We start from the raw sequence: 19613 nt of genomic DNA on the forward strand, positions 1-19613 counted from the left end.
AACGCCCGGGTCAGACAGTTGGTTCCGCGGTCAGCTCGGAGGCGGTACGACGCCCGCGGACCCGCGCGAGCAGCGCGGCCCCGATCAGCACCACACCGCCGGTGGCGGCCAGCACCGCGGCCCACACCGACGGACGCTCGACCGCCAGCGCCGCCGCCGTGAGCGGCACGAGCACGCCGGCCGCAGCGATCGCGAGGATGCTGAAGCCGGAGTGGTTGGACAGCGCAGCGGCCAGCGCCCACAGCACGATGAGCAGCGCGAAGAGCGCGACGACCCACCACACGTCGGACTCCTGGAAGCCGGCCCGGCCGAAGAGGTCGGCGTCGCCGAACCCACCCAGGCCGCCGCTGTCGTCGAGGCCGCCCGCACCGCCGGTCTGGTCGGAGGTCCCCGGCAGGTCGCCGAAGCCGCCGAGGAACCCGCCGAACAGGCCGCCCAGGAAGCGGGTGACCACGAAGGACGCCACGATCCCGACGAACACGGCGAGCCCGAACCCACCGACGACCACGCCGGTCACCGCCCGGGTCGGCAGCGCCCAGCCGAGGAGGGTCACCACGACCACGAACAGCGCCACCAGCACGGCCATCACGACCTGCGGGTGGCCGTCCCCGACCGCGTCGGAGACCACGCCGTCGAGCGCGACGCCGTAGACCAGCGCGAGGCCGAGGATCGCGAGCAGCACGAACGCGGCCCGTCGGGCGGCGAGGTAGCCGAGCGCACCGAGCACCACGAGGACGGCGCCGATGAGGTAGGCGACCCAGTCGTCGTCCTTGTCGATGCCGATGCCGATGCACAGCGCGGCGCCGAGGCTGCCCACGACACCGGGCCAGGTGACGACCTCCTCGCGGGCGCGGCCGCCGGCGCGGCGGCTGGACACCGCGCCGAGGACCGCGATCAGCAGGAGGCCGGCGCTGGCGCCCAGCGCGACGGCGTAGTGCGACCAGTCGATGTCGCCGTTCTCGTCGCGGGCGTTGAAGCAGGCGATGACGATCGCCGCGGCCAGCAGGCCGGTCCCGATCGCGACGACCGCGCCGGTCAGCCCCGCCCGCGAGGCCCGCATCGGGAACTCGGGCCGCACCGGCCCGCCGGCGTGGCCGGGCGGCGTGCCGTCGTACCCCTCGGCGGGGGTGCCGTCGGGCGCCGTCGGCACCATCGTGGTGGTCGGGGAGGCGGGCGGCGCCGGCTGCGCGAGCTCGGTGTCCGGTGCGTCGGCCGGGGTCATCATCGGCGGGGGCGGCGGCGGGCCGTCTGCACGGATCGGCTGGGTCTCGCCGCGGTCGCCGGGGTCGCCGGCAGCGTCAGGGGTGGCGTCGGGCGTGACCTCGGGGGTGTCGTCGCCGTCGTCGATCGCGCCCGAGGGCGGCTGCGGCTCCCGCGGGCGCACCACCGTCTTGTCCGGCTCGAACGGCGGCGGCCCGTCGCCACCTCCGGCCGTCGGACGGGACGCGGGCTTGTCCTGGGACGGGGAGTCGTCACTCATGCGCGTCAATCTAGGGCGTGGCGGCGCCGGGGCGGGGGAGGTCGGGGTGGGCTCGCGGGTCAGGTCGCGGGGCACCCCAACCGTCACACCAGTCACAAGTTTCGCCGGTCAGCCGGCGAAACTCACACCTGACCGTCGAAGTTTCGTCGGTCGAGAATTAGTTTCGCCGGTCGACCGGCGAATTTGTCGGGACGCCCGGCTCAGGCGTTCACCGCCAGCACGAGCGGTACGACGCCCGCCGCTCCGGCCTGGTGCAGCGCGACCGATGCGAGCGTGGTGGACCAGCCGGTCACGACGCGGTCGTCGACGAGCAGCACCCGGGCGTCGCGGACCGCGTCGGGGGTGTCGAGGCGCAGGGCGCAGCGGCGCTGGACCGCGGCGACGCGCTGGGCGGAGTTGGTGGCGCCGCGGTCGGGGCCGACGGTGGGGTCGACGACGGCCCACTGGCCGACGACCGGGACCTGCAGGAAGCGGGACAGGCCGGAGGCGAGGTCGGCGACGAGCTGCGGGCGCTGCTCGGACTCGGCGACCACGATGGCGTCGACCCTGGGCTGCCAGTCCTGCAGCATGCCGACCATCGCGCGGGCGAGGGAGTCGGGGACCGGACCGTCGTAGCGGGTGCCGTCGGGGCCGGGCGTGAACAGGGCGCGCAGGGCGGGGCCGTGGCCGAGGTCGGTGAGCCGGGCGATGGCGCGGCCCTCCTCGGCGGGCGGGTTGATCCGGCCGGAGAGGTCGATGCCGATCGCCTTCATGCCGGTCGGCCAGAGCTTGCGGGGCTCGATCGGGACGCCGGGGCGGGCGAGCCGGTCGGCGGCCTGGGCGACGGCCTCGGTCGACACGTCGACGGACAACGCCAGGCCGCCGCAGTTGTCGCAGCGGCCGCAGCGCCAACCGGGGTCGGCGAGCACCTCGGGGTCGTCGAGCTGGCGGCGCAGGTAGAGCATCCGGCACTCGTCGGTCTCGAGGTAGTCGAGCATCGCGCGCTGCTCGACCTCGCGGGCAGCGCTCACCCGGGCGTAGCGCTCGGCGTCGTACTCCCACGGCCGACCGGTCGACTCCCAGCCGCCGCGCACCCGGCGGACCGCGCCGTCGACGTCGAGCACCTTGAGCATGGTCTCGAGCCGGTTGCGCGACAGGTCGACGCGCGGCTCGATGGCGGCGGTGCTGAGCGGGCGACCCTCCTCGGCGAGCACGGCGAGGGTCTCGCGGACCAGCTCCTCGCGCGGGAAGGCCAGGGACGCGAAGTAGGCCCAGATGTCGCGGTCCTCGACGGCCGGCAGCAGCACGACCGACGCGCCCTCGGGCGGCAGGTTGCCGCCGCGGCCGGCGCGGCCCACCTGCTGGTAGTAGGCGACCGGGCTGTTGGGTGCGCCGAGGTTGACCACGAAGCCGAGGGAGGCGTCGAAGCCCATGCCGAGCGCGCTGGTCGCGATGAGCGCCTTGACCTCGCCGTTGATCAGCGCCTGCTCGAGGGCGAGTCGCTCGGTCTGCTCGGTCTGGCCGGAGTAGGCCGCCACCTGGTGCCCGCGACTGCGCAGGTAGTCGGCGACCTCCTGGGTGGCCGCGACAGTCAGGCAGTAGACGATGCCGCTGCCGGGCTGCTCGGAGAGGTGGTCGGCGAGCCAGGCCAGCCGCTGCTCGGCGGTCGTGAGCCGCACCACGCCGAGACGCAGCGACTCCCGGTCGAGGCTGCCGCGCAGGACCAGGGTGTCAGCACCGAGCTGCTCGGAGACGTCGTCGGTCACCCGCTGGTTGGCGGTCGCGGTGGTCGCGAGCACCGGGATGCCGGTCGGCAGGTCCTGCAGCAGCGTGCGGATCCGGCGGTAGTCAGGCCGGAAGTCGTGGCCCCAGTCGGAGATGCAGTGCGCCTCGTCGACCACCAGCAGGCCGCAGGTCGCGGCGAGCCGGGGCAGCACCTCGTCGCGGAAGCCGGGGTTGTTGAGCCGCTCGGGGCTGACCAGCAGCACGTCGACCTCGCCGGCCTGGATGGAGGCGTGGATCTCCTCCCACTGCTCGGTGTTGGTGGAGTTCACCGTCACCGCGCGGATCCCGGCGCGTTCGGCGGCCTGGATCTGGTTGCGCATCAGCGCGAGCAGCGGCGAGATGATCACCGTCGGCCCGCTCCCCTGCTCGCGCAGCAGCAGCGTCGCGACGAAGTAGACCGCCGACTTGCCCCACCCCGTGCGCTGCACGACCAGGGACCGGCGCCGCTCCACGACCAGCGCCGCGATCGCCGCCCACTGGTCGTCGTAGAGCCGCGCGTCGGGCTTCCCGACGAGCGCGCGCAGGTGCTCCTCGGCGCGGTCGCGGGTGGCGCTGGGCGCGGCGTCGGAGCTCATGCCCCGTGTCTACCAGCGGGGCCCGACAGGCCCGTCACCTTGTCCACAGATCCGATGCCTGACGAATTTCTGCGAAAACCCTGACAAGCCCGGCGCGACCTACTAACTTCTTCCTTGCAACCGCTGGTGACCCGAGACGCCGGCGGTTGCACTTATTTTTCCCTCGCCCGTCCGAGCCTTCACCGGCATGGTCCCGGTGCCGCTGGAGATGATGGCCGCCATGACGCCAGGTGAGCCGCGGTACGCGGCCTACGAGCCGCCCGCCGCCTCCGCGCCCGAGGGGCCGGCGCCGCTGGGCCACCCGGCCGCCGCCGGTACGACGCCCGAGCCCGCCGGGTGGCTGCTGTGGCCGGCGCGCGTGAGCGCGCTCGTGGTGGTGCTGCCCGTGCGGGCCGCGTGGGAGCTGCTGCGTCGTGCGTCCGCTGCCGTGGGCAGGGCGGTCGAGCGCTTCCTCTCCGCGCTGGGCCGGGCGCTGGCCGCCGTGCTGCGCCCGGTGCTGTCGGTCCTGTGGGTACCGGTGCGCTGGCTGGGCCGGACCGTGCTGCTCCCCGTCGTCGCCGTCGTGTCGGCGGTCGGGGTGTGGCTGCTCGACCACCTGGTGATGCCGGTGGTGCACGCGATCGAGGCAGTCGCCCGGGCGATCGGCCGTGCGGTGCGTGGGCTCTGGCAGCACGGCCTGCGGCCGCTGCTGCGCGGCCTGGCGCATCCGTTCGTCTGGGCGTGGCGCACGGCGGGCCGCGTCCTCGCCGCTGCGTGGCGGGTCGTCACCTGGCCACTGGTCCGGGCCTACCGGCACGTGCTCACGCCGGTCGGGAACGCGGTCCGGGCGGCCTGGCGTGCGGTGGTCGTCGCCCCCGCCCGCGCCGTACGACGGGCCGTGGCTGCCGTGCTCAGGCCGGTGCGCGACGCGGTCCGTGCCGCGCGCGAGCAGGTGCGCGGCCAGGTCCGGGCGCTCCTCGGCCGCCCCCGCTGACCGGCGGGGCGGCCCGCGACCCGGGCCTGCCGGGCGGATCAGTGCGGGTCAGTGCGGTCAGTGCGGGTCAGTGCGGACGCGGCTCGACGCCGAGCTGCGCGCAGGCCTGCTCGTAGAGCACGACGACCTCGCGGCGGATCTCGGCGCGCTCGGTGATCGGTCCGCCGGGCCACGGGATGCGCCGCTCGCCGACGGGGCCCTCGGGGCCGATCACGGTCCAGGTGCCGGCCTCGCCGTCGAGGCCGCTCATCGACGCCGCGGTCGCCTCGGTGTCACCGGCGGCGCGGACGATGAGCAGGTTGTCGTCGAGGTGGTCGTCGTTCATGTGCGCGAGCACGGCGTCGACGACGGCGGGGTCGAACTGGTGGGCCATGCCGCCCACCTTGGCAGGCGGGTGGTCACGTCCCGACACGACCCCCGGACCGGTCAGTCGTCGCGCCAGCTCTTCCAGGTGAGGTCGTCCTCGACCTCTCCGGCGAGGTCGGACCAGAGCACGACGCCGCCGTGGTCGACCTCGGTGACCTTGAGGTAGATCCAGTGGTCGACGTCGTCGCGCGGCCGCTCGACGTGCGCGAGGCTGCGGCTGATGTCGCCGTCCGAGCGATCGCGGGCCTGCTCGTCGAGCTCGACCAGCACCGTGGGGTCCACGTCGGCGAGGTCGAAGGGCTGCCGGCCCTCGTCGGGCGTGTAGGCGGCCCACTGCTCCAGCGTGGTGCCGTCCCAGCGCCACTCGCCGGCCAGGTCGCCCGACTCGCCCGGCGGCGCCTGGAACCTGATCTCGTCGTCGCCCTCGAACCAGGCGTCGAGCACTTCGGTGGACCCGACCTGCTCCCGCATCGCGACGAGGAGCCGGTCGAGGCCGTCCGCGGTGAGGATCGGCTGGTAGGTCTCCTCGTGCGGGTACGGCTCGGGCCCCGCCGCCAGCGGTCCGCCCTCCCGGGTGAGCAGGAAGACGGCGCCGCCGGCCACCACGGCGGTGGCCACGGCGACCACGGCCCACCTCCGGCCGCGGGACCTGGCGGGCGCCGCGCTCGGCGGAGTCGCGACCTCGACCGGCCGCGGGAGCGGGTGGCCGTCCCGGTCGCGGTCCTCGCGCTCGACCTCGTCGGCGTCGGGCTGGCGGTAGGTGCGCCAGGTCGGCTTCCCCCCGCCGCCCTTGCGCTGCGGCGTCCCGCTCACCAGATCCGGACGCGGGCGTCCGGCTCGAGCCAGAGGCCGTCACCGGGCTGCGTGCCGAACACCTCGTGGAACTCGTCGAGGTTGCGCACGATGTTCGCGCGGAACTCCGGCGGGCTGTGCGGGTCGATGGTGAGGTACTGCTGCTCCTGCTCGGTGCGGCGCTTCGTGCGCCACACGTAGGCCCAGTTGAGGAAGAGCCTCTTGCGGTCCTCCGCGCTCGGCTCGCGGCCCGCGGCCGCCTCGGCGATGAGGTACGCCGTGTGCGCGATGGTCAGGCCGCCGAGGTCGCCGATGTTCTCGCCGACCGTGAGCGAGCCGTTGACCTTCTCGTCGGGCAGGTTGCGCGGGGAGAAGCCGTCGTACTGTGCGACGAGCGCCTTCGACTTCACCTCGAACGCGGCCTTGTCGTCCGGGGTCCACCAGTCGTTGAGGTTGCCCTCGCCGTCGTACTGCGCGCCCTGGTCGTCGAAGCCGTGCCCGATCTCGTGGCCGATGACCGCGCCGATGCCGCCGTAGTTCTCCGCCGGCTCGGCGTCGGGGGAGAAGAACGGCTTCTGCAGGATGCCGGCGGGGAAGCAGATCTCGTTGGTGCCCGGGTTGTAGTAGGCGTTGACGGTCTGCGGGAGCATGAACCACTCGTCGCGGTCGACCGGCGCGCCGATCTTGGCGAGCTGGCGGTCGGTCTCGAACGCCGCAGCGGCCTGGGCGTTGGCGACCAGGTCGTCGGGGACGACCACGAGCGCGCCGTAGTCGCGGAACTTCTCCGGGTACCCGATCTTGGGGCGGAAGGTCTCGAGCTTCTCGTAGGCCCGCTGCTTGGTCTCCTCCGTCATCCAGTCGAGCTTGCTGATCGACTGGCGGTAGGCCGCGAGCAGGTTGGCGACCAGCTCGTCCATCATCGCCTTCGACGACGGCGGGAAGTGGCGGGCGACGTACTCCTTGCCGACGGCCTCGCCCATCGCGCCCTCGACGAAGGACACCGCCCGCTTCCAGCGCGCCCGCAGCTCGGGGGTGCCGGACAGGGTGCGGCCGTAGAAGTCGAAGTTGGTCTGCACGAACTCGTCGGAGAGGTACGGCGCGGCGGAGCGCAGCACCCGCGAGAGGAACCAGTCACGCCACTGCTCGACCGGGATCGAGTCGAGGACGCCCGACAGGTGCTCGAGGTACGACGGCTGGCGGACCACGACCTCGCCGAGGGTCGCCGTCTCGCCGCTGACCCGGCCGCCCAGGTTGGTGATGTAGGCGTCCCAGTCGAACGACGGGCACAGCTGCTTGAGGTCGTCGCCGGTCAGCAGGTTGTAGGTCTTCTGCACGTCGCGGGTCTCGGCCCGCTCCCAGTGGCCCTTCGCCAGCTCGGTGTCGAGCGCGAGGATCCGCTGCGCGGCGCCGGCGGGGTCCTCGTGCCCGCCGAGCGTGAGCAGCCGGTTCAGGTAGGCGACGTACGCCTCGCGGATGTCGGCGAACTTGTCCTCGCGGTAGTAGGACTCGTCCGGCAGCCCGAGCCCGCCCTGCACGACGTGGAACAGGTAGCGGTCGGACTGGCGGTCGTCGGTGTCGACGTAGGAGCCGAACAGGCCGTAGCCGCCGATCCGCTCGAACTCGCCGAGGAACGCCGCGACGTCGCGGACGTCGCGCAGCCCGGCGACGGCGTCGACGAGCGGCTGGGCCGGCGCGATGCCGGCAGCCTCAACCCGCTCGACGTCCATGAAGGAGTTGAACAGGTCCGCGATCTTGCGGGCGTCGTCCGAGCCGGTCGGCGTGCCGGCGGCGACCGACTCCGCGAGCTCGGTGATGATCGCACGCACGTCCTCCTCGGCCTGGTCGGCCAGCTGGACGAACGGGCCCCAGCTGGACCGGTCCGAGGGGATCTCCACCTCGCGCAGCCAGGTGCCGTTGACGTGGCCGAAGAGGTCGTCCTGCGGGCGGATGTCGGGGTCCATGCCGGGACGGGCGTCGTCGAGGATGCTCACGGGGCGAGCCTAGGGCGTGGCGTCAACCGCGTTCGCGCCCCCTCGGCATCCCCCCGGCATCTCCTCGGCAACCCCCTCGGCAACGGGTCCGGTCGGTCGGACACGCCGGGACCAACGGCCCAATTCGGGCGCCGGACGCTCAGGCAGGGACGGCGCCGCGCCGATCCGCCGTCCATGGCAAGGATCACGCGACTGGTCCCCGGCCGGGTGCCCGGGCTGGTGCTGGGCATGGCCCTGGGGCTGGCCCTCACCATCGTCCCCGCCGGGCTGCCCGCCGCCGCCCCGGCCGCGCAGGCCGCGGCCGCGGGGCCGTCCGTCGGGGCACTGCGGGCCGCACCCGGGCTGCAGGGCGTCGTACCGACGCGGCTGCTGGTCCAGCGGCTCCTGGAGGACCGCGTGCTGCGGCTGACCAACGTCGAGCGCCGCAAGCGCGGCTGCGCGCCGCTGCGCAGCAACCGGCACCTGCGCAAGTCCGCCCGGTCGCACACGGTGCGGATGGCGATGCGGAACCAGATGTCGCACCAGCTGCCCGGCGAGCCCTACTTCAGCCGCCGCATCACCAACGCCGGCTACCGCGGCTGGCGGCTCGTCGCGGAGAACGTCGCGCACGGCTTCAGCGGTCCGCCGGCCGTCGTCCGGGCGTGGATGCAGAGCCCCGGGCACCGCCGCAACATCCTCAACTGCCGCCTGCGCGACCTCGGCGTCGGTGTGGTCCTGTCGGGCGGCCAGCTGTGGTGGACGCAGAATTTCGGACGGCGCTGAGCCGATCTCACAACCCCCTTTCGAGGGGTGGTGACCGCATCCGGTCCACCCTGGGAGCGATCTTGTCTGGAATCTGCTTGGTGATAGTTCCTTCGGACTACCGAAGCGGGGCCGGAGCCTCGATGTGGCACCCCCACCTGCTCACGGAGCCTTGATGTCATGAACCGGGGGATTCTGAGGCTCGTCGCTGTCACCATGCTGTTCCTGGCCGTCGCTGTCGCACCGTCCACCACGCCGGTGGCCACGGCCGCGGGCACGCCGACCACGTCGGTGGTGATCCGCAGCGCGAAGCTGCAGCTGACCGTCCGGGCCCTCCTGGAGAACGACGTGGTCGCCCGGACCAACGCCCAGCGCGAGCGCGCCGGCTGCCGCCCGCTGCGCAAGAACCGCGAGCTGCGCGTCGCCGCCCGCCGCCACTCGAAGCGGATGGCTGCCGCCAACACGATGTCGCACCGCCTGCCGGGTGAGCCGACCCTGGGTCGGCGGATCACCCGGGCCGGCTACCTGCGCTGGACCCGTGTCGCGGAGAACGTGGCCGCCGGCTTCAGCACGCCGTCCACCACCACCCGCGCGTGGTGGGGCAGCCCCAGCCACCGCCGCAACCTCACCGACTGCTCGCTGCGCGAGATCGGCGTCGGTGTGGTCTTCAACGGCGTGCGGATGTTCTGGACCCAGAACTTCGGCCGCCGTCGCTGACCGGTCGCTGACCGTCGCGGCCCGCTGCTCGCCGCTGCTGGCCGCCGCTGACCGTTCGCACCGGGACGCGGGCAAACGCCTGCGGAGCAGGTGACGCAGCCACCATGATGTGCCGCGTGCGCCTCCTGCTGCTCCTCGGGCCCCTCAGCGTCCTGCTCGCACTGACCGGCACCGCCGGCGTACCGCCGGCCGCGGTGGCGGCGCTCGACCGCGGCGCCACCGGCGTCGACCCCGTCCGGCTCTCCGCCCGCGTCGGCGCGGTGCAGGCGCTCGAGCAGGACGCGGTGGCCGTGGTCAACCGGGCCCGTGCCCGCGCCGGCTGCCGCGCACTGAAGGTCTCCGCACCGCTGCGGGTCTCCGCCCGCCGGCACAGCGCCCGGATGGCGCGGCGGGACCGGCTCACCCACCGCCTGCCCGGCGAGGCCGTCCTCGCCCGCCGCGTGGTCCGGGCCGGCTACACCCGGCCGCGCATGCTCGGCGAGGTCATCGCCTACGGCCCCCGGACCGGCCGCACCGCCGTACGGCTGTGGCTGCGCAGCCCGCTGCACCGCCGGATCCTGCTCGACTGCCGCCTGCGCCACCTCGGCGCCGGCGTGGTCCGGACCGACACCCAGGTCTGGTGGACCATCGACCTCGGGAAGCGGTAGGCCGGTCCCACTGGTCCCACCGGTGCCACTGGTCCCGTGGGTGCGCAGGAATCACCGCTTCGGTGGTGATTCCCGAGGTTGTTGACTGCTGCAAGGGTCAACAAGTCCGGGAAGCAGCCACCAGGTGCGCCGGGCGCCGCCGGGCTCAGTCCCGGATCCGCACCACCAGCTTGCCGAGCGCGGCCCGGCCGTCCATGTCGAGCAGGGCCTGGCCGAACTGGTCGATCGGGTAGACCTTGCCGACCGGGGGCTTGACCACGCCGGACTCGATCATCGGCACGAGCCGGGCCCACTGCTCGCGCATGTAGCCGGGGTGGGAGAAGGCGTACTCGCCCCAGCCGACGCCGCGGACGTCGGTGTTGGTGAGCAGCAGACGGTTGACCTTGACCTCGGGGATGCCCTCGCCGGCGGCGAAGCCGACGACGAGCACCCGGCCCTCGCGGGCCAGCGAGCGCAGGGAGTCGGTGAACAGCGAGCCGCCGACGACGTCCATCACGACGTCGACACCCTTGCCGCCGGTGAGCTCGCGGGCGGCGTCCTTGAAGCCCTCGACCGGGATCGCGTGGTCGGCGCCGGCGGCGAGCGCGAAGGCGCGCTTCTCCTCCGTGCTCGCGACCGCGATGACGGTGGCGCCGAGGCCCTTGGCGACCTGGATGGTCGCGGTGCCGACGCCGCCGGCCGCGCCGTGGACCAGGACGGTCTCGCCCGGGTGGAGGTCGCCGCGCTCGTCAAGGGCGAAGAGCGCGGTGAGGTAGTTCATCGGCAGCGCGACGGCCTCGTCGAACGAGATCTCGTCGGGCAGCGGGAAGACGTTCTCGCTCGAGCCGACGACGAGCTCGGCGGCACCGCCGTGCGAGCCGACACCGGTGACCCGCTGGCCGGGCTCGAAGCCGTCGCCGGACACGACGACCCCGGCGAAGTCGACGCCGAGGGTGAACGGCGGCTCGGGGCGCAGCTGGTACTGCCCCTTCGTCAGCAGCAGGTCGGGGAAGGAGACGCCGACGGCGTGGACCTCCACGAGCACCTGCCCGGGCCCGGCCTCGGGGGCGGGCGCGTCCTGGCTGACGACGATGTCGGAGGGGCCGGTGGTGGTGATGACCTGGACTGCGCGCATGGACCGCAGCCTAGGGGGGGAAGGGAAGCGGTCGTGCCCCCGACCCAGCAGCCCGCGTCCGCGCCCACGGCGCCCGCCCCGCAGCGGGCCGACGGCGTACGTCGTGGTCGTGCTGGTGGGCGTGTTCGTCGTCGCCGGCGTCGGCGACCCGCCGGGCAACGGGGTGGTCTCGCTCCTCGCCGGGCTCCCTGGCTCCCTGCCGCCGTCGAGAGCGCGATGCGCGTGAGCTCGACGAGGACGAGCTCGGCCGGACCCTGGTGGCCGCCGGTCGGTGGGGTCAGGCCGGGTGGGCGGCGCGGTGCCGGGCCACGAGGTCGGCGTACCAGTCGAAGGACCGCTTGGGCGTGCGGACCTGGGTGTCGTAGTCGACGTGCACGAGGCCGAACCGCTGGGTGTACCCCTCGGCCCACTCGAAGTTGTCGATGACCGACCACGCGTAGTAGCCGCGGACGTCGACGCCGCGCTCGACCGCCTCCGCCACGGCCGTCAGGTGGCCGGCGTGGTAGTCGATGCGGGCCCGGTCGTCCACGACGCCGTGCTCGTCGGGGCCGGCGTTGTAGGCGCAACCCGACTCGGTGATGACGATCGGCGGGAGGGCTGCGCGGTAGCGGGCGCGGAACATGATCAGCCACTCGCGCAGCGCGTCCGGGACCACCGGCCACCCGAAGTCGGTGACCGGGTAGCCGAGGACGTCGCGGAACTCGAACGGCAGCTCGGCCTCCTCGTCGGCGGCGGCGATGCGCATCGGGTTGTAGTAGTTGACCCCGTAGAAGTCGAGGGGCTGGCGCATGGTGGCGAGGTCGCCGTCGCGGACGTGCTCCTCGAGCAGCATCATCATGTCGTCGGAGTAGCGGCCGAGCAGCATGCCCTCGAGGTAGTGCCCGTTCCAGAGCGTGTCGAAGAGCTTCGCGGCCCCGACGTCGGCGGGGTCATCGCTGCCGGGCCAGATGGGCGCGTGGTTGTTGGCGCAGCCGACGCTTTGCGCACCCGCGGCGCGCAGGGCGATCGCGGCGCGGCCGTGCGCGACGAGCAGGTGGTGCCCGACCGGGAGCGCGTCGAACATGAGCGCCTTGCCGGGCGCGTGCATGGCGGTGGCGTACCCCATGAGCGTCACCACGTTGGGCTCGTTGACCGGCACCCAGTCGGCGACCCGGTCGCCGAGGCGCTCGCCCACGATCGCGGCGTAGTCGGCGAAGCGGTCGATGGTGGCGCGGTTGAGCCAGCCGCCGTCGTCCTCGAGCGCCTGGGGGAGGTCCCAGTGGAACAGGGTCGCCATCGGCGCGATGCCGGCGTCGAGCAGCCCGTCGACGAGGCGGTCGTAGAAGTCGAGGCCCTTCGCGTTCGCGGGGCCGCTTCCCGTCGGCTGGATGCGCGGCCACGCGATCGAGAAGCGGTAGCCGCCGGCGCCGAGCCGGCGCAGCAGCGCCACGTCCTCGCGCCAGCGGTGGTAGTGGTCGCAGGCGACGGCGCCGGAGGAGCCGTCGACGACCCGCCCCGGCTGCGCGGTGAACGTGTCCCACACCGACGGACCGCGTCCGTCCTCGTCGACCGCGCCCTCGATCTGGTACGCCGCCGTGCTCGTGCCGAAGCGGAACCCTCCCGGGAGCCGCTCGGCCAGGTCCCTCACCCTGTCCTCCATCGCGCCCACCCTCCCATGAGCAGGCCCGGACGGCAGCCTGACGCGGCGTGCACCGACGGGCACGGGCACAATCTGTCACGTGAACGTCGAGATCCGCAGGGGAACTGACCGGTTCGTCGAGCGGGAGGCCGGGCGGCTCACCCACCACTCCTTCTCGTTCGGGCCGAACCTCGACCCCGAGCGGATGTCCTTCGGGCCGATGGTGTGCCACGACGACCACCTGCTGGCCCGGGGCACCGGCTTCGAGGAGCACCCGCACGCCGGGCTGGAGATCGTGACCTGGGTGGTGTCCGGCTCGGTGGTGCACCGCGACGGCACCGGCTCCGAGGCGGTCCTGCGGGCCGGAGGGTGCGGTGTGCTGACCGCCGGCTCGGGGGTGCGCCACTCCGAGCTGGCCGGCGACGACGGCCCGGCTCGCTTCGTGCAGGTGTGGCTCACGCCGGACGACCCCGACGCGCCGCCGCGGTACGCGACCTCGGCGGTCGACGCGGCCCCCGGTCGCGGCCTGGTCCGCGTGGTAGGCGACAGCGGCGCGCTCGCCGTGGGCGTGGCCGGCGCGGCCCTCGACGTGGCGCGGCTCGAGGCCGGCGAGGTGCTCACCCTGCCGGCGGCACCGCGGGTGCACGCCTTCGTCGCGACCGGGGCGCTGCTGCGGTCCTCGCTCGCCGAGCCGCTCAGCGCCGGCGACGCGTTCTGCGTGACCGGCGAGACGTCGTACGACGTGACCGCGGCGGTGCCGACCGAGCTGCTGGTCTGGTCCCTGCCCTGACCGGCTGACCTGCTGACCGGCTGACCGGCTCAGGCCTCGCCGAGGTCGGCGTCGCCGACGATCGCCGAAGAGATCTCCGCGAGCTGGCGCACCTGCTCGGGGGTCAGCCGGTCGAAGACGAGCGAGCGGACGTGCGCCACGTGCCGCGGCGCCACGCTGCGCAGCAGCTCCAGGCCGGCGTCGGTGAGCGTGGCGTACTGCATCCGCTTGTCCTCGGGGCACTGGCGACGCTCGACCCACCCGCGCTGCTCCAGCGCGGCGATCGCGTGGCTGAGCCGCGACGGGCTGGACGCGGTGAGCCGGGCGAGGTCGCCCATGGTGAGGGTGCGGTCCGGCTGGGCGGACAGGGTGGCGAGCATCCCGTAGTAGTTGTGCGGGATCCCGGCCTCCTCGCGCAGCAACCGGTCGAGCTGCTGGGGCAGGGCCTGGACGATCCGGATGAACGGCAGCCACGCCGCCATCTCGTCCTCGCCGAGCCAGACGGCGGTGTCTGCAGTGTCCGTGCTCACGCGATCAGTCCGTCGAGGTCGAGGGTGTGCGCGGTGTGGTCGCGCTTGACGGTGAGGTAGCGGCGGTTCGCCTCGGAGAGGTGCACCCCGGTCGGGACCTGCGCGTCGACGCCGACGCCGTAGGCCTCCAACTGCGCGGCCTTGTCGGGGTTGTTGCTCAGCAGCCGGATCCGGTCGACGCCCATCGCGCGCACCATCTGCGCCGCTGCGCGGTAGTCGCGCTCGTCCTCGCCGCGGCCCAGGGCCCGGTTGGCCTCGTAGGTGTCGAGGCCGGCGTCCTGCAGGGCGTAGGCGTCGAGCTTGGCGTAGAGCCCGATGCCGCGGCCCTCCTGGCGCAGGTAGAGCAGGAACCCGCCCTCGCCCGCGATCCGCTCGACCGCCTCGCGCAGCTGGGGCCCGCAGTCGCAGCGCTCCGAGCCGAGCACGTCGCCGGTGAGGCACTCGCTGTGCGGGCGGACCAGGGGCGCCGTACCGCCGCCGGCCAGGCCGGCCACCCGCTCGCGCCAGGCGCCGAGGCCGAGGAGCAAGTGCTCCTTGCCGTCGGCCAGGCCGTGGAAGGTGACCACGTCGGCGGTGGTGGCGTAGCCGTCGGCGAAGCGCAGGGGGACGACGACGCGGGTGCGCACCTCGGCGGCCGGGGCGGCCGACCGGTCGGTCGCGGGAGTGGTGCAGGCGCGCGGCGCACGGGTCAGGCAGGCGGTCATCGACACTCCAGGTGGTCCGGGCGGAACAGGTACTTCAAAGTTGAAACAACTGGTCCAAGCGCCGGCGGCACGCGGCTATTCCGCTGTGCCTCTGATTTTCTCCTGCGCGCCCGGTCAGTCCTGCTGCGGGCGGAAGACCATGTCGTCGGGGACGACCAGGCCGTACTGCGCGAGGGTGTCGGTGAGGACCGCGGTGACCTGGCGGGTGAGTCGGGCGACGAGCTCGTCCTGGGTCTCGTCGTGGTGGTCGAACCACCAGATGATGCTGGCGTCGACCATCCCCATCACGCCGACGAGCACGCCCTCGGGCGGGTCGGCCGAGAGCGGCGTCGCGCGCAGGTAGGACCGGGCGGCGTCCACGACCTCGCTGAGCAGCCGGGTGCGGCCGAGCCGGGCGCGGTGCAGCGCCTTCGTCTGCTGCTGCGCCGCCAGGAAGCGGAACAGGTGGGGGTGCTCGGCGGCCCACGCGACGCACGGCGCGATGAGGCCGCCGACGATCTCGGCGGGCGTGCCGGTGCGCCGGAAGTGGGGTCGGACGCGGTCGATGAGCTCGGTGGCGGCGTACCGCGCGACCTCGGCGTCGAGCTGCTCCTTGCTCGCGAAGTGGCGGTAGACGTTGGGCCGCGGGATGCCGGCGCGCTCGGCGACCTGGCCCATGCCGATGTCGGCGCCACCCTCCTCGATGGCGGCGACGGCAGCCTGCACGACGAGGTCGCGCCGCCCGTCGCCGTGCGCCTCCTTGGCGCTGCGCCGGCGCGCGGTCGAGTCGACCCACTTCGCCACGTCCACCACGGCGAGCAGGCTACCGCCGTACGGACCTGATGGATACACCTTGTACCCAGCGTTCTGACATGGCACCCTGTCACCTGCGATACAGGCTGTATCCAGTTCCGAGACACCGACCAGCCGACAGGACCCACCCCCATGCCGCAGCGCCGTTCCCCCTGGATGACCACCGACCTCGACGACTTCCGCGACCTCGCGCGAACCTTCTGCGAGAAGGAGATCAAGCCGAACGTCGAGCGCTTCATCGAGAACAAGCAGGTCGACCGCGAGCTGTGGAACAAGGCCGGCGAGGTCGGCCTGCTCTGCCTCTCGATCCCCGAGGAGTACGGCGGCGGTGGCGGCACCTTCGCCCACGAGGCGATCCTGATGGAGGAGCAGACCAAGGTCGGCGACAGCTCGTGGGGCGTCTCGCTCCACAACGGCATCGTCGCCCACTACATCCTCGCCTACGGCACCGAGGAGCAGAAGCACGCGTGGCTGCCGAAGATGGCCAGCGGCGAGGCCGTCGGCGCCATCGCTATGACCGAGCCCGGCACCGGCTCGGACCTGCAGAGCGTGAAGACGAAGGCCATCCGCGAGGGCGACGAGTACGTCATCAACGGCTCGAAGACCTTCATCACCAACGGCGCCCAGGCCGACGTCGTCGTGGTGGTCGCGAAGACCAACCCCGAGGAGGCCGCGGCCGGCATCTCGCTCATCATCGTCCCGACCGACACCCCCGGCTTCTCCCGCGGCCGCGTGCTCGACAAGGTCGGCATGAAGGGCCAGGACACCTCCGAGCTCTCCTTCGCCGACGTCCGCGTGCCGGTCACCAACCTGCTCGGCACCGAGGAGGGCCAGGGCTTCATCCAGCTCATGGAGCAGCTCCCGCAGGAGCGCCTCATCGTCGCCGCCGCGAACGTCGCCGCGATGGAGTTCTGCTTCGACGAGACCATGCGCTACGTCCACGAGCGGCACGCCTTCAACCGCCCGATCTGGGGCTTCCAGAACACCAAGTTCAAGATGGCCGAGGTCGCCACCGAGGCCCGCGTCGCCCGCTCCTTCGTCGACGAGTGCATCGGCCTGCACCTCGAGGGCAAGCTCGACATCCCCACCGTCGCCATGGCCAAGCTGTGGTGCTCCGAGCGCGCCCAGAAGGTCGCCGACAAGTGCCTGCAGCTGCACGGCGGCTACGGCTACATGAACGAGTACCCCATCGCCCGGGCCTGGGCCGACCTCCGCGTCTCGCAGATCTACGCCGGGACGAGCGAGATCATGAAGGAGATCATCAGCCGGTCGCTGCCGGCGCCGGTCTGAGGCGGGGTGGGGGTTTCACCACCTGGGTGGTGAAACCCCGACTGGGCACACGAAATCAGGGCCCCGAGACCGTAGTTTCGTGTGCCCAGTGGCCGAGATTCACCCCCTAGGTGGTGAATCCCCACGAACCTGACCGACAGAACTCACGCCTGACCGACAAAGCTTCGTCGGTCAGGCGTGAGTTTCGCCGGTCGACCGGCGAAACTGTCCCCGGCTCACGCCACGATGCGCAGGGCGGCGGGCAACAGCTCCACGACCAGCTCCCCGGCGCCGGTGGCGGGCAGGGGGCCGAGCGCCTCGCCGTCCGCGCCGACGGGTACGGCGCCGCCGCCGGTGTGCGAGCCGGACAGGCTGACCCGGCGGCCGGTGCGCACGATCACCTCGGGCAGGTCGACGTGGCCGCCGTCGTACACCTTGGGCAGGGAGCGGATCAGGTCGAGGCGGCCGGCGGCCTCGATCACGACGACGTCGAGCAGGCTGTCGTCGACGGACGCGGCCGGCGCGATCGCCATGCCCTTGCCGTAGTAGCGGGAGTTCGCGACCACCACCGTCGCGGCCTGGTGCTCGCTGCGCTCGCCGTCGACGTCGAGGACGCAGCGCACGGGGCGGTAGGTCGCGAGGGCGCGCACGGCGGCGACGGGGTACTGCAGCCGGCCGGGGAGCCAGTGCGAGCGGTCGACGATCTCGGCGGCGCGGGCGTCGACGCCGGCGTAGACCGAGCCGGCCACCACCCACGACGAGCCGTCGGGCAGGCTCGCGCGGAGCAGGTCGATCCGCCGCTCGGCGCCGTCCAGCAGCAGGCGGGCCTGCGCAGCGGTGTCGTGCGGGACGGCGAGCATCCGGGCGAAGTCGTTGCCCCGCCCGGCGGGGACGACGGCCAGGACCCCGTCGCGCTCGGCGACCGCCCCGGCGACGGAGGAGACCATCCCGTCGCCCCCGACGGCGACGACGACCGCGCCCGACTCCACGGCGGCACCGACGAGGTCGGGGGTCTCGGCGACCGAGGTCGTGTAGGTGACCTCGACCTCGGCGCCGGCCTCGCGCAGCGCGCGGGTGAGCGGGACGACGACCTTCGGGGCCGCGCCGCCCCCGGAGGCGGGGTTGACGAGGAAGGCGAAGCGCCGGGCGGGCTCGCTCACGGGACCAGCACCCCGGGATTGAGGATGCCGGCCGGGTCGACGGCCCGCTTCACCGCGCGCAGCACCTCGGCGCCGAGCTCGCCGATCTCGGCGGTGAGGTAGGGCTTGTGGTCGGTGCCGACCGCGTGGTGGTGGGTGATCGAGGCGCCGGCGGCGACGATCGCCTCGCACGCGGCGGCCTTCGCGGGCAGCCAGGTGGCCAGCGGGTCCTCGCCACCCGGGGCGGCGACGGTGAAGTAGAGCGAGCAGCCGGTCGCGTAGACGTGCGAGACGTGGCAGAGCACCATCGCGCCGGGCAGCGCCGCCTCGAGCGCGGACTTCACGCGGGTGTAGAGGTTCTCCCGGTTGCTCCAGAAGGTGACGGTCTCGAGCGTCTCGACGAGGACGCCGACGTCGAGCAGGCTGTCGCGCAGGTACGGCGCACCGAAGCGCCCCGCGGCCCACGCCTCGCCGGGCTCCGGGCCCAGCGCCGTGCCGCCGAGGTCGGTGAGGGCGGCGGTGACGGCCGCCTTCTTCGCGGCGACCGCGGCCGGGGTGCCCTCGTAGCCGGTGATCATCAGGCAGCCCGGCCCTTCGCCGTCGGCGCCACCCTCACCGCCGATGGACTCGGGGTCGGCGAGGTTGATCGCGGTCTCGGCCTCGTCGGAGAGCCGCAGCACGGTCGGCAGCAGGTCGGCCTGGGCGAGCACGCGCATCGCGTCGGCGCCGGCGACGAACGAGGGCCAGCGCCAGCCCTCGTACTCCTTCACCTCGGGCAGCGGGCGGACCCGCACCGTGACCTCGGTGATCACGCCGAAGGCGCCCTCGGAGCCGAGGAAGAGCTCGCGCAGGTCGGGGCCGGACGCGTTGGCGGGGGACACCCCGAGCCAGACGTCGCCGACCGGGGTGGCGACGCGCAGTCCGACGACCATCGCGTCGAAGCGGCCGTAGCCGGCGCTGGACTGGCCGCTGGAGCGGGTGGCGGCGAACCCGCCGACCGTGGCGTACTCGAACGACTGCGGGTAGTGGCCGAGCATCAGCCCGTGCTCGGCGAGCAAGGCCTCTGCCTCCGGGCCGCGCAGGCCGGGCTCGAGCGTCGCGGTCGAGGAGAGCGGGTCGACGGCGAGCAGCCCGCGCATCCGGCCGAGGTCGAGCGAGACCACGCCGGCCAGGCCGGTGGGGTCGGCGACGAGGCCGCCGGTGACCGCCGTGCCCCCGCCGAACGGGACGACCGCGACCCGGTGCTCCTGCGCCCAGGCCAGCACGGCGGCGACGTCGTCGTGCCCGCCGGGGCGTACGACGACGTCGGGTGCGTCGCCGAGGTCGCCGGTGCGCTGGCGGAGCAGGTCGGGGGTCGACTTGCCGCGGGTGCGCAGGCGGCGCGTCGCGTCGTCAGTGAGCACGTGCCCGTCGCCGAGCAGCGCCCGCAGGCCCGCGACCAGGTCGTCGGGCAGCCGCGGCGCCGGGACGGTGACGTCCTCACGGGCGGGCGTGTCGTGGAGCGGGAAGACCATGCCGACGAGGTCACGCACGCCGTCGGGGAGGTCGCTCGCGTGCGCCGGGTCGCCCCAGCGGGTGGCGGGCATCTCGGGCTGGAGCACGGCGGGTCGCTCGGTCGTCATGTGTTACAGT

Annotated in this window: 18 protein-coding genes; 6 read left to right on the plus strand and 12 right to left on the minus strand. The window is 73.5% G+C overall.

Features of this window, described 5'->3' with window-relative positions:
• Positions 1–10: 10 nt before the first annotated feature.
• A complete protein-coding gene (locus tag NOCJ54_RS0114055) occupies positions 11–1480 on the minus strand; it encodes a hypothetical protein (protein ID WP_028656000.1) in 1470 nt (489 codons plus the stop codon).
• Positions 1481–1680: 200 nt separating this feature from the next.
• Positions 1681–3819, minus strand: a complete 2139-nt coding sequence (locus NOCJ54_RS0114060) for a RecQ family ATP-dependent DNA helicase (RefSeq protein WP_028656001.1) — start codon at positions 3817–3819, stop codon at positions 1681–1683.
• A 187-nt stretch (positions 3820–4006) separates the two neighbouring features.
• On the opposite strand from NOCJ54_RS0114060, the gene NOCJ54_RS28370 reads away from it, so the two are divergent.
• Complete coding sequence (locus tag NOCJ54_RS28370) at positions 4007–4792, plus strand: hypothetical protein (protein WP_051485855.1); 786 nt, start codon at positions 4007–4009, stop codon at positions 4790–4792.
• 67 nt (positions 4793–4859) lie between these two features.
• Here NOCJ54_RS28370 and NOCJ54_RS0114075 read toward each other — a convergent pair whose 3' ends face one another.
• Genes NOCJ54_RS0114075 through NOCJ54_RS0114085 form a run of 3 tightly spaced genes read right to left on the minus strand, consistent with a single transcriptional unit; the run spans position 4860 to position 7941 of the window.
• Entirely contained in the window at positions 4860–5165 is a 306-nt protein-coding gene (locus NOCJ54_RS0114075) for a DUF2470 domain-containing protein (protein WP_028656002.1), read from the minus strand.
• Positions 5166–5218: 53 nt separating this feature from the next.
• Positions 5219–5971: a hypothetical protein gene (locus NOCJ54_RS0114080; protein WP_028656003.1), complete on the minus strand. Its 753-nt coding sequence runs from the start codon at positions 5969–5971 to the stop codon at positions 5219–5221.
• The gene (locus NOCJ54_RS0114085; protein ID WP_028656004.1) at positions 5968–7941 is read right to left on the minus strand and encodes a M13 family metallopeptidase; all 1974 of its coding nucleotides are present in this window, start codon (positions 7939–7941) and stop codon (positions 5968–5970) included. Before NOCJ54_RS0114085 ends, NOCJ54_RS0114080 begins: the two co-directional genes overlap by 4 nt.
• A gap of 174 nt (positions 7942–8115) precedes the next feature.
• Between NOCJ54_RS0114085 and NOCJ54_RS0114090 the strand changes: the two genes are divergently transcribed.
• The 3 genes from NOCJ54_RS0114090 to NOCJ54_RS25900 all read left to right on the plus strand — a co-directional run bounded on the left by NOCJ54_RS0114090 (position 8116) and on the right by NOCJ54_RS25900 (position 10046).
• Positions 8116–8703 carry a CAP domain-containing protein gene (locus NOCJ54_RS0114090; protein ID WP_084255212.1) on the plus strand — a complete coding sequence of 196 codons (588 nt, stop codon included), beginning with the start codon at positions 8116–8118 and terminating at the stop codon, positions 8701–8703.
• A gap of 159 nt (positions 8704–8862) precedes the next feature.
• Positions 8863–9399: a CAP domain-containing protein gene (locus tag NOCJ54_RS25895; protein ID WP_084255215.1), complete on the plus strand. Its 537-nt coding sequence runs from the start codon at positions 8863–8865 to the stop codon at positions 9397–9399.
• A gap of 116 nt (positions 9400–9515) precedes the next feature.
• Complete coding sequence (locus NOCJ54_RS25900) at positions 9516–10046, plus strand: CAP domain-containing protein (protein ID WP_198020226.1); 531 nt, start codon at positions 9516–9518, stop codon at positions 10044–10046.
• Positions 10047–10191: 145 nt separating this feature from the next.
• Here NOCJ54_RS25900 and NOCJ54_RS0114105 read toward each other — a convergent pair whose 3' ends face one another.
• Both NOCJ54_RS0114105 and NOCJ54_RS0114115 read right to left on the minus strand, forming a co-directional pair.
• On the minus strand, positions 10192–11160 hold the full coding sequence (locus NOCJ54_RS0114105; protein ID WP_028656006.1) for an NADPH:quinone oxidoreductase family protein: 969 nt from the start codon (positions 11158–11160) through the stop codon (positions 10192–10194).
• 277 nt (positions 11161–11437) lie between these two features.
• Positions 11438–12799: a GH1 family beta-glucosidase gene (locus NOCJ54_RS0114115; RefSeq protein WP_036518021.1), complete on the minus strand. Its 1362-nt coding sequence runs from the start codon at positions 12797–12799 to the stop codon at positions 11438–11440.
• A 79-nt stretch (positions 12800–12878) separates the two neighbouring features.
• On the opposite strand from NOCJ54_RS0114115, the gene NOCJ54_RS0114120 reads away from it, so the two are divergent.
• Positions 12879–13568 (plus strand): pirin family protein, encoded by a 690-nt coding sequence (locus NOCJ54_RS0114120; RefSeq protein WP_028656008.1) that lies wholly within the window; start codon positions 12879–12881, stop codon positions 13566–13568.
• A 29-nt stretch (positions 13569–13597) separates the two neighbouring features.
• On the opposite strand, the gene NOCJ54_RS25905 is transcribed toward NOCJ54_RS0114120, so the two are convergent.
• The 3 genes from NOCJ54_RS25905 to NOCJ54_RS0114135 all read right to left on the minus strand — a co-directional run bounded on the left by NOCJ54_RS25905 (position 13598) and on the right by NOCJ54_RS0114135 (position 15573).
• Positions 13598–14077: a MarR family winged helix-turn-helix transcriptional regulator gene (locus NOCJ54_RS25905; protein ID WP_036518023.1), complete on the minus strand. Its 480-nt coding sequence runs from the start codon at positions 14075–14077 to the stop codon at positions 13598–13600.
• On the minus strand, positions 14074–14781 hold the full coding sequence (locus NOCJ54_RS0114130; protein ID WP_084255217.1) for a GTP cyclohydrolase II: 708 nt from the start codon (positions 14779–14781) through the stop codon (positions 14074–14076). Before NOCJ54_RS0114130 ends, NOCJ54_RS25905 begins: the two co-directional genes overlap by 4 nt.
• Positions 14782–14895: 114 nt before the next feature.
• On the minus strand, positions 14896–15573 hold the full coding sequence (locus NOCJ54_RS0114135) for a TetR/AcrR family transcriptional regulator (protein ID WP_028656010.1): 678 nt from the start codon (positions 15571–15573) through the stop codon (positions 14896–14898).
• Positions 15574–15705: 132 nt separating this feature from the next.
• Here NOCJ54_RS0114135 and NOCJ54_RS0114140 point away from each other — a divergent pair, with 132 nt between their 5' ends.
• Positions 15706–16863, plus strand: coding sequence for an acyl-CoA dehydrogenase family protein (locus NOCJ54_RS0114140; RefSeq protein WP_028656011.1), 1158 nt, complete (start codon positions 15706–15708; stop codon positions 16861–16863).
• 215 nt (positions 16864–17078) lie between these two features.
• On the opposite strand, the gene NOCJ54_RS0114145 is transcribed toward NOCJ54_RS0114140, so the two are convergent.
• Positions 17079–18002: a diacylglycerol/lipid kinase family protein gene (locus tag NOCJ54_RS0114145; protein WP_028656012.1), complete on the minus strand. Its 924-nt coding sequence runs from the start codon at positions 18000–18002 to the stop codon at positions 17079–17081.
• A complete protein-coding gene (locus tag NOCJ54_RS0114150) occupies positions 17999–19603 on the minus strand; it encodes an FAD-binding oxidoreductase (RefSeq protein WP_232221791.1) in 1605 nt (534 codons plus the stop codon). The genes NOCJ54_RS0114145 and NOCJ54_RS0114150 overlap by 4 nt, the downstream gene beginning before the upstream one ends.
• Positions 19604–19613 lie beyond the last annotated feature (10 nt).

This window comes from Nocardioides sp. J54 (assembly GCF_000519005.1).
Taxonomy (GTDB): Bacteria; Actinomycetota; Actinomycetes; order Propionibacteriales; family Nocardioidaceae; genus Nocardioides.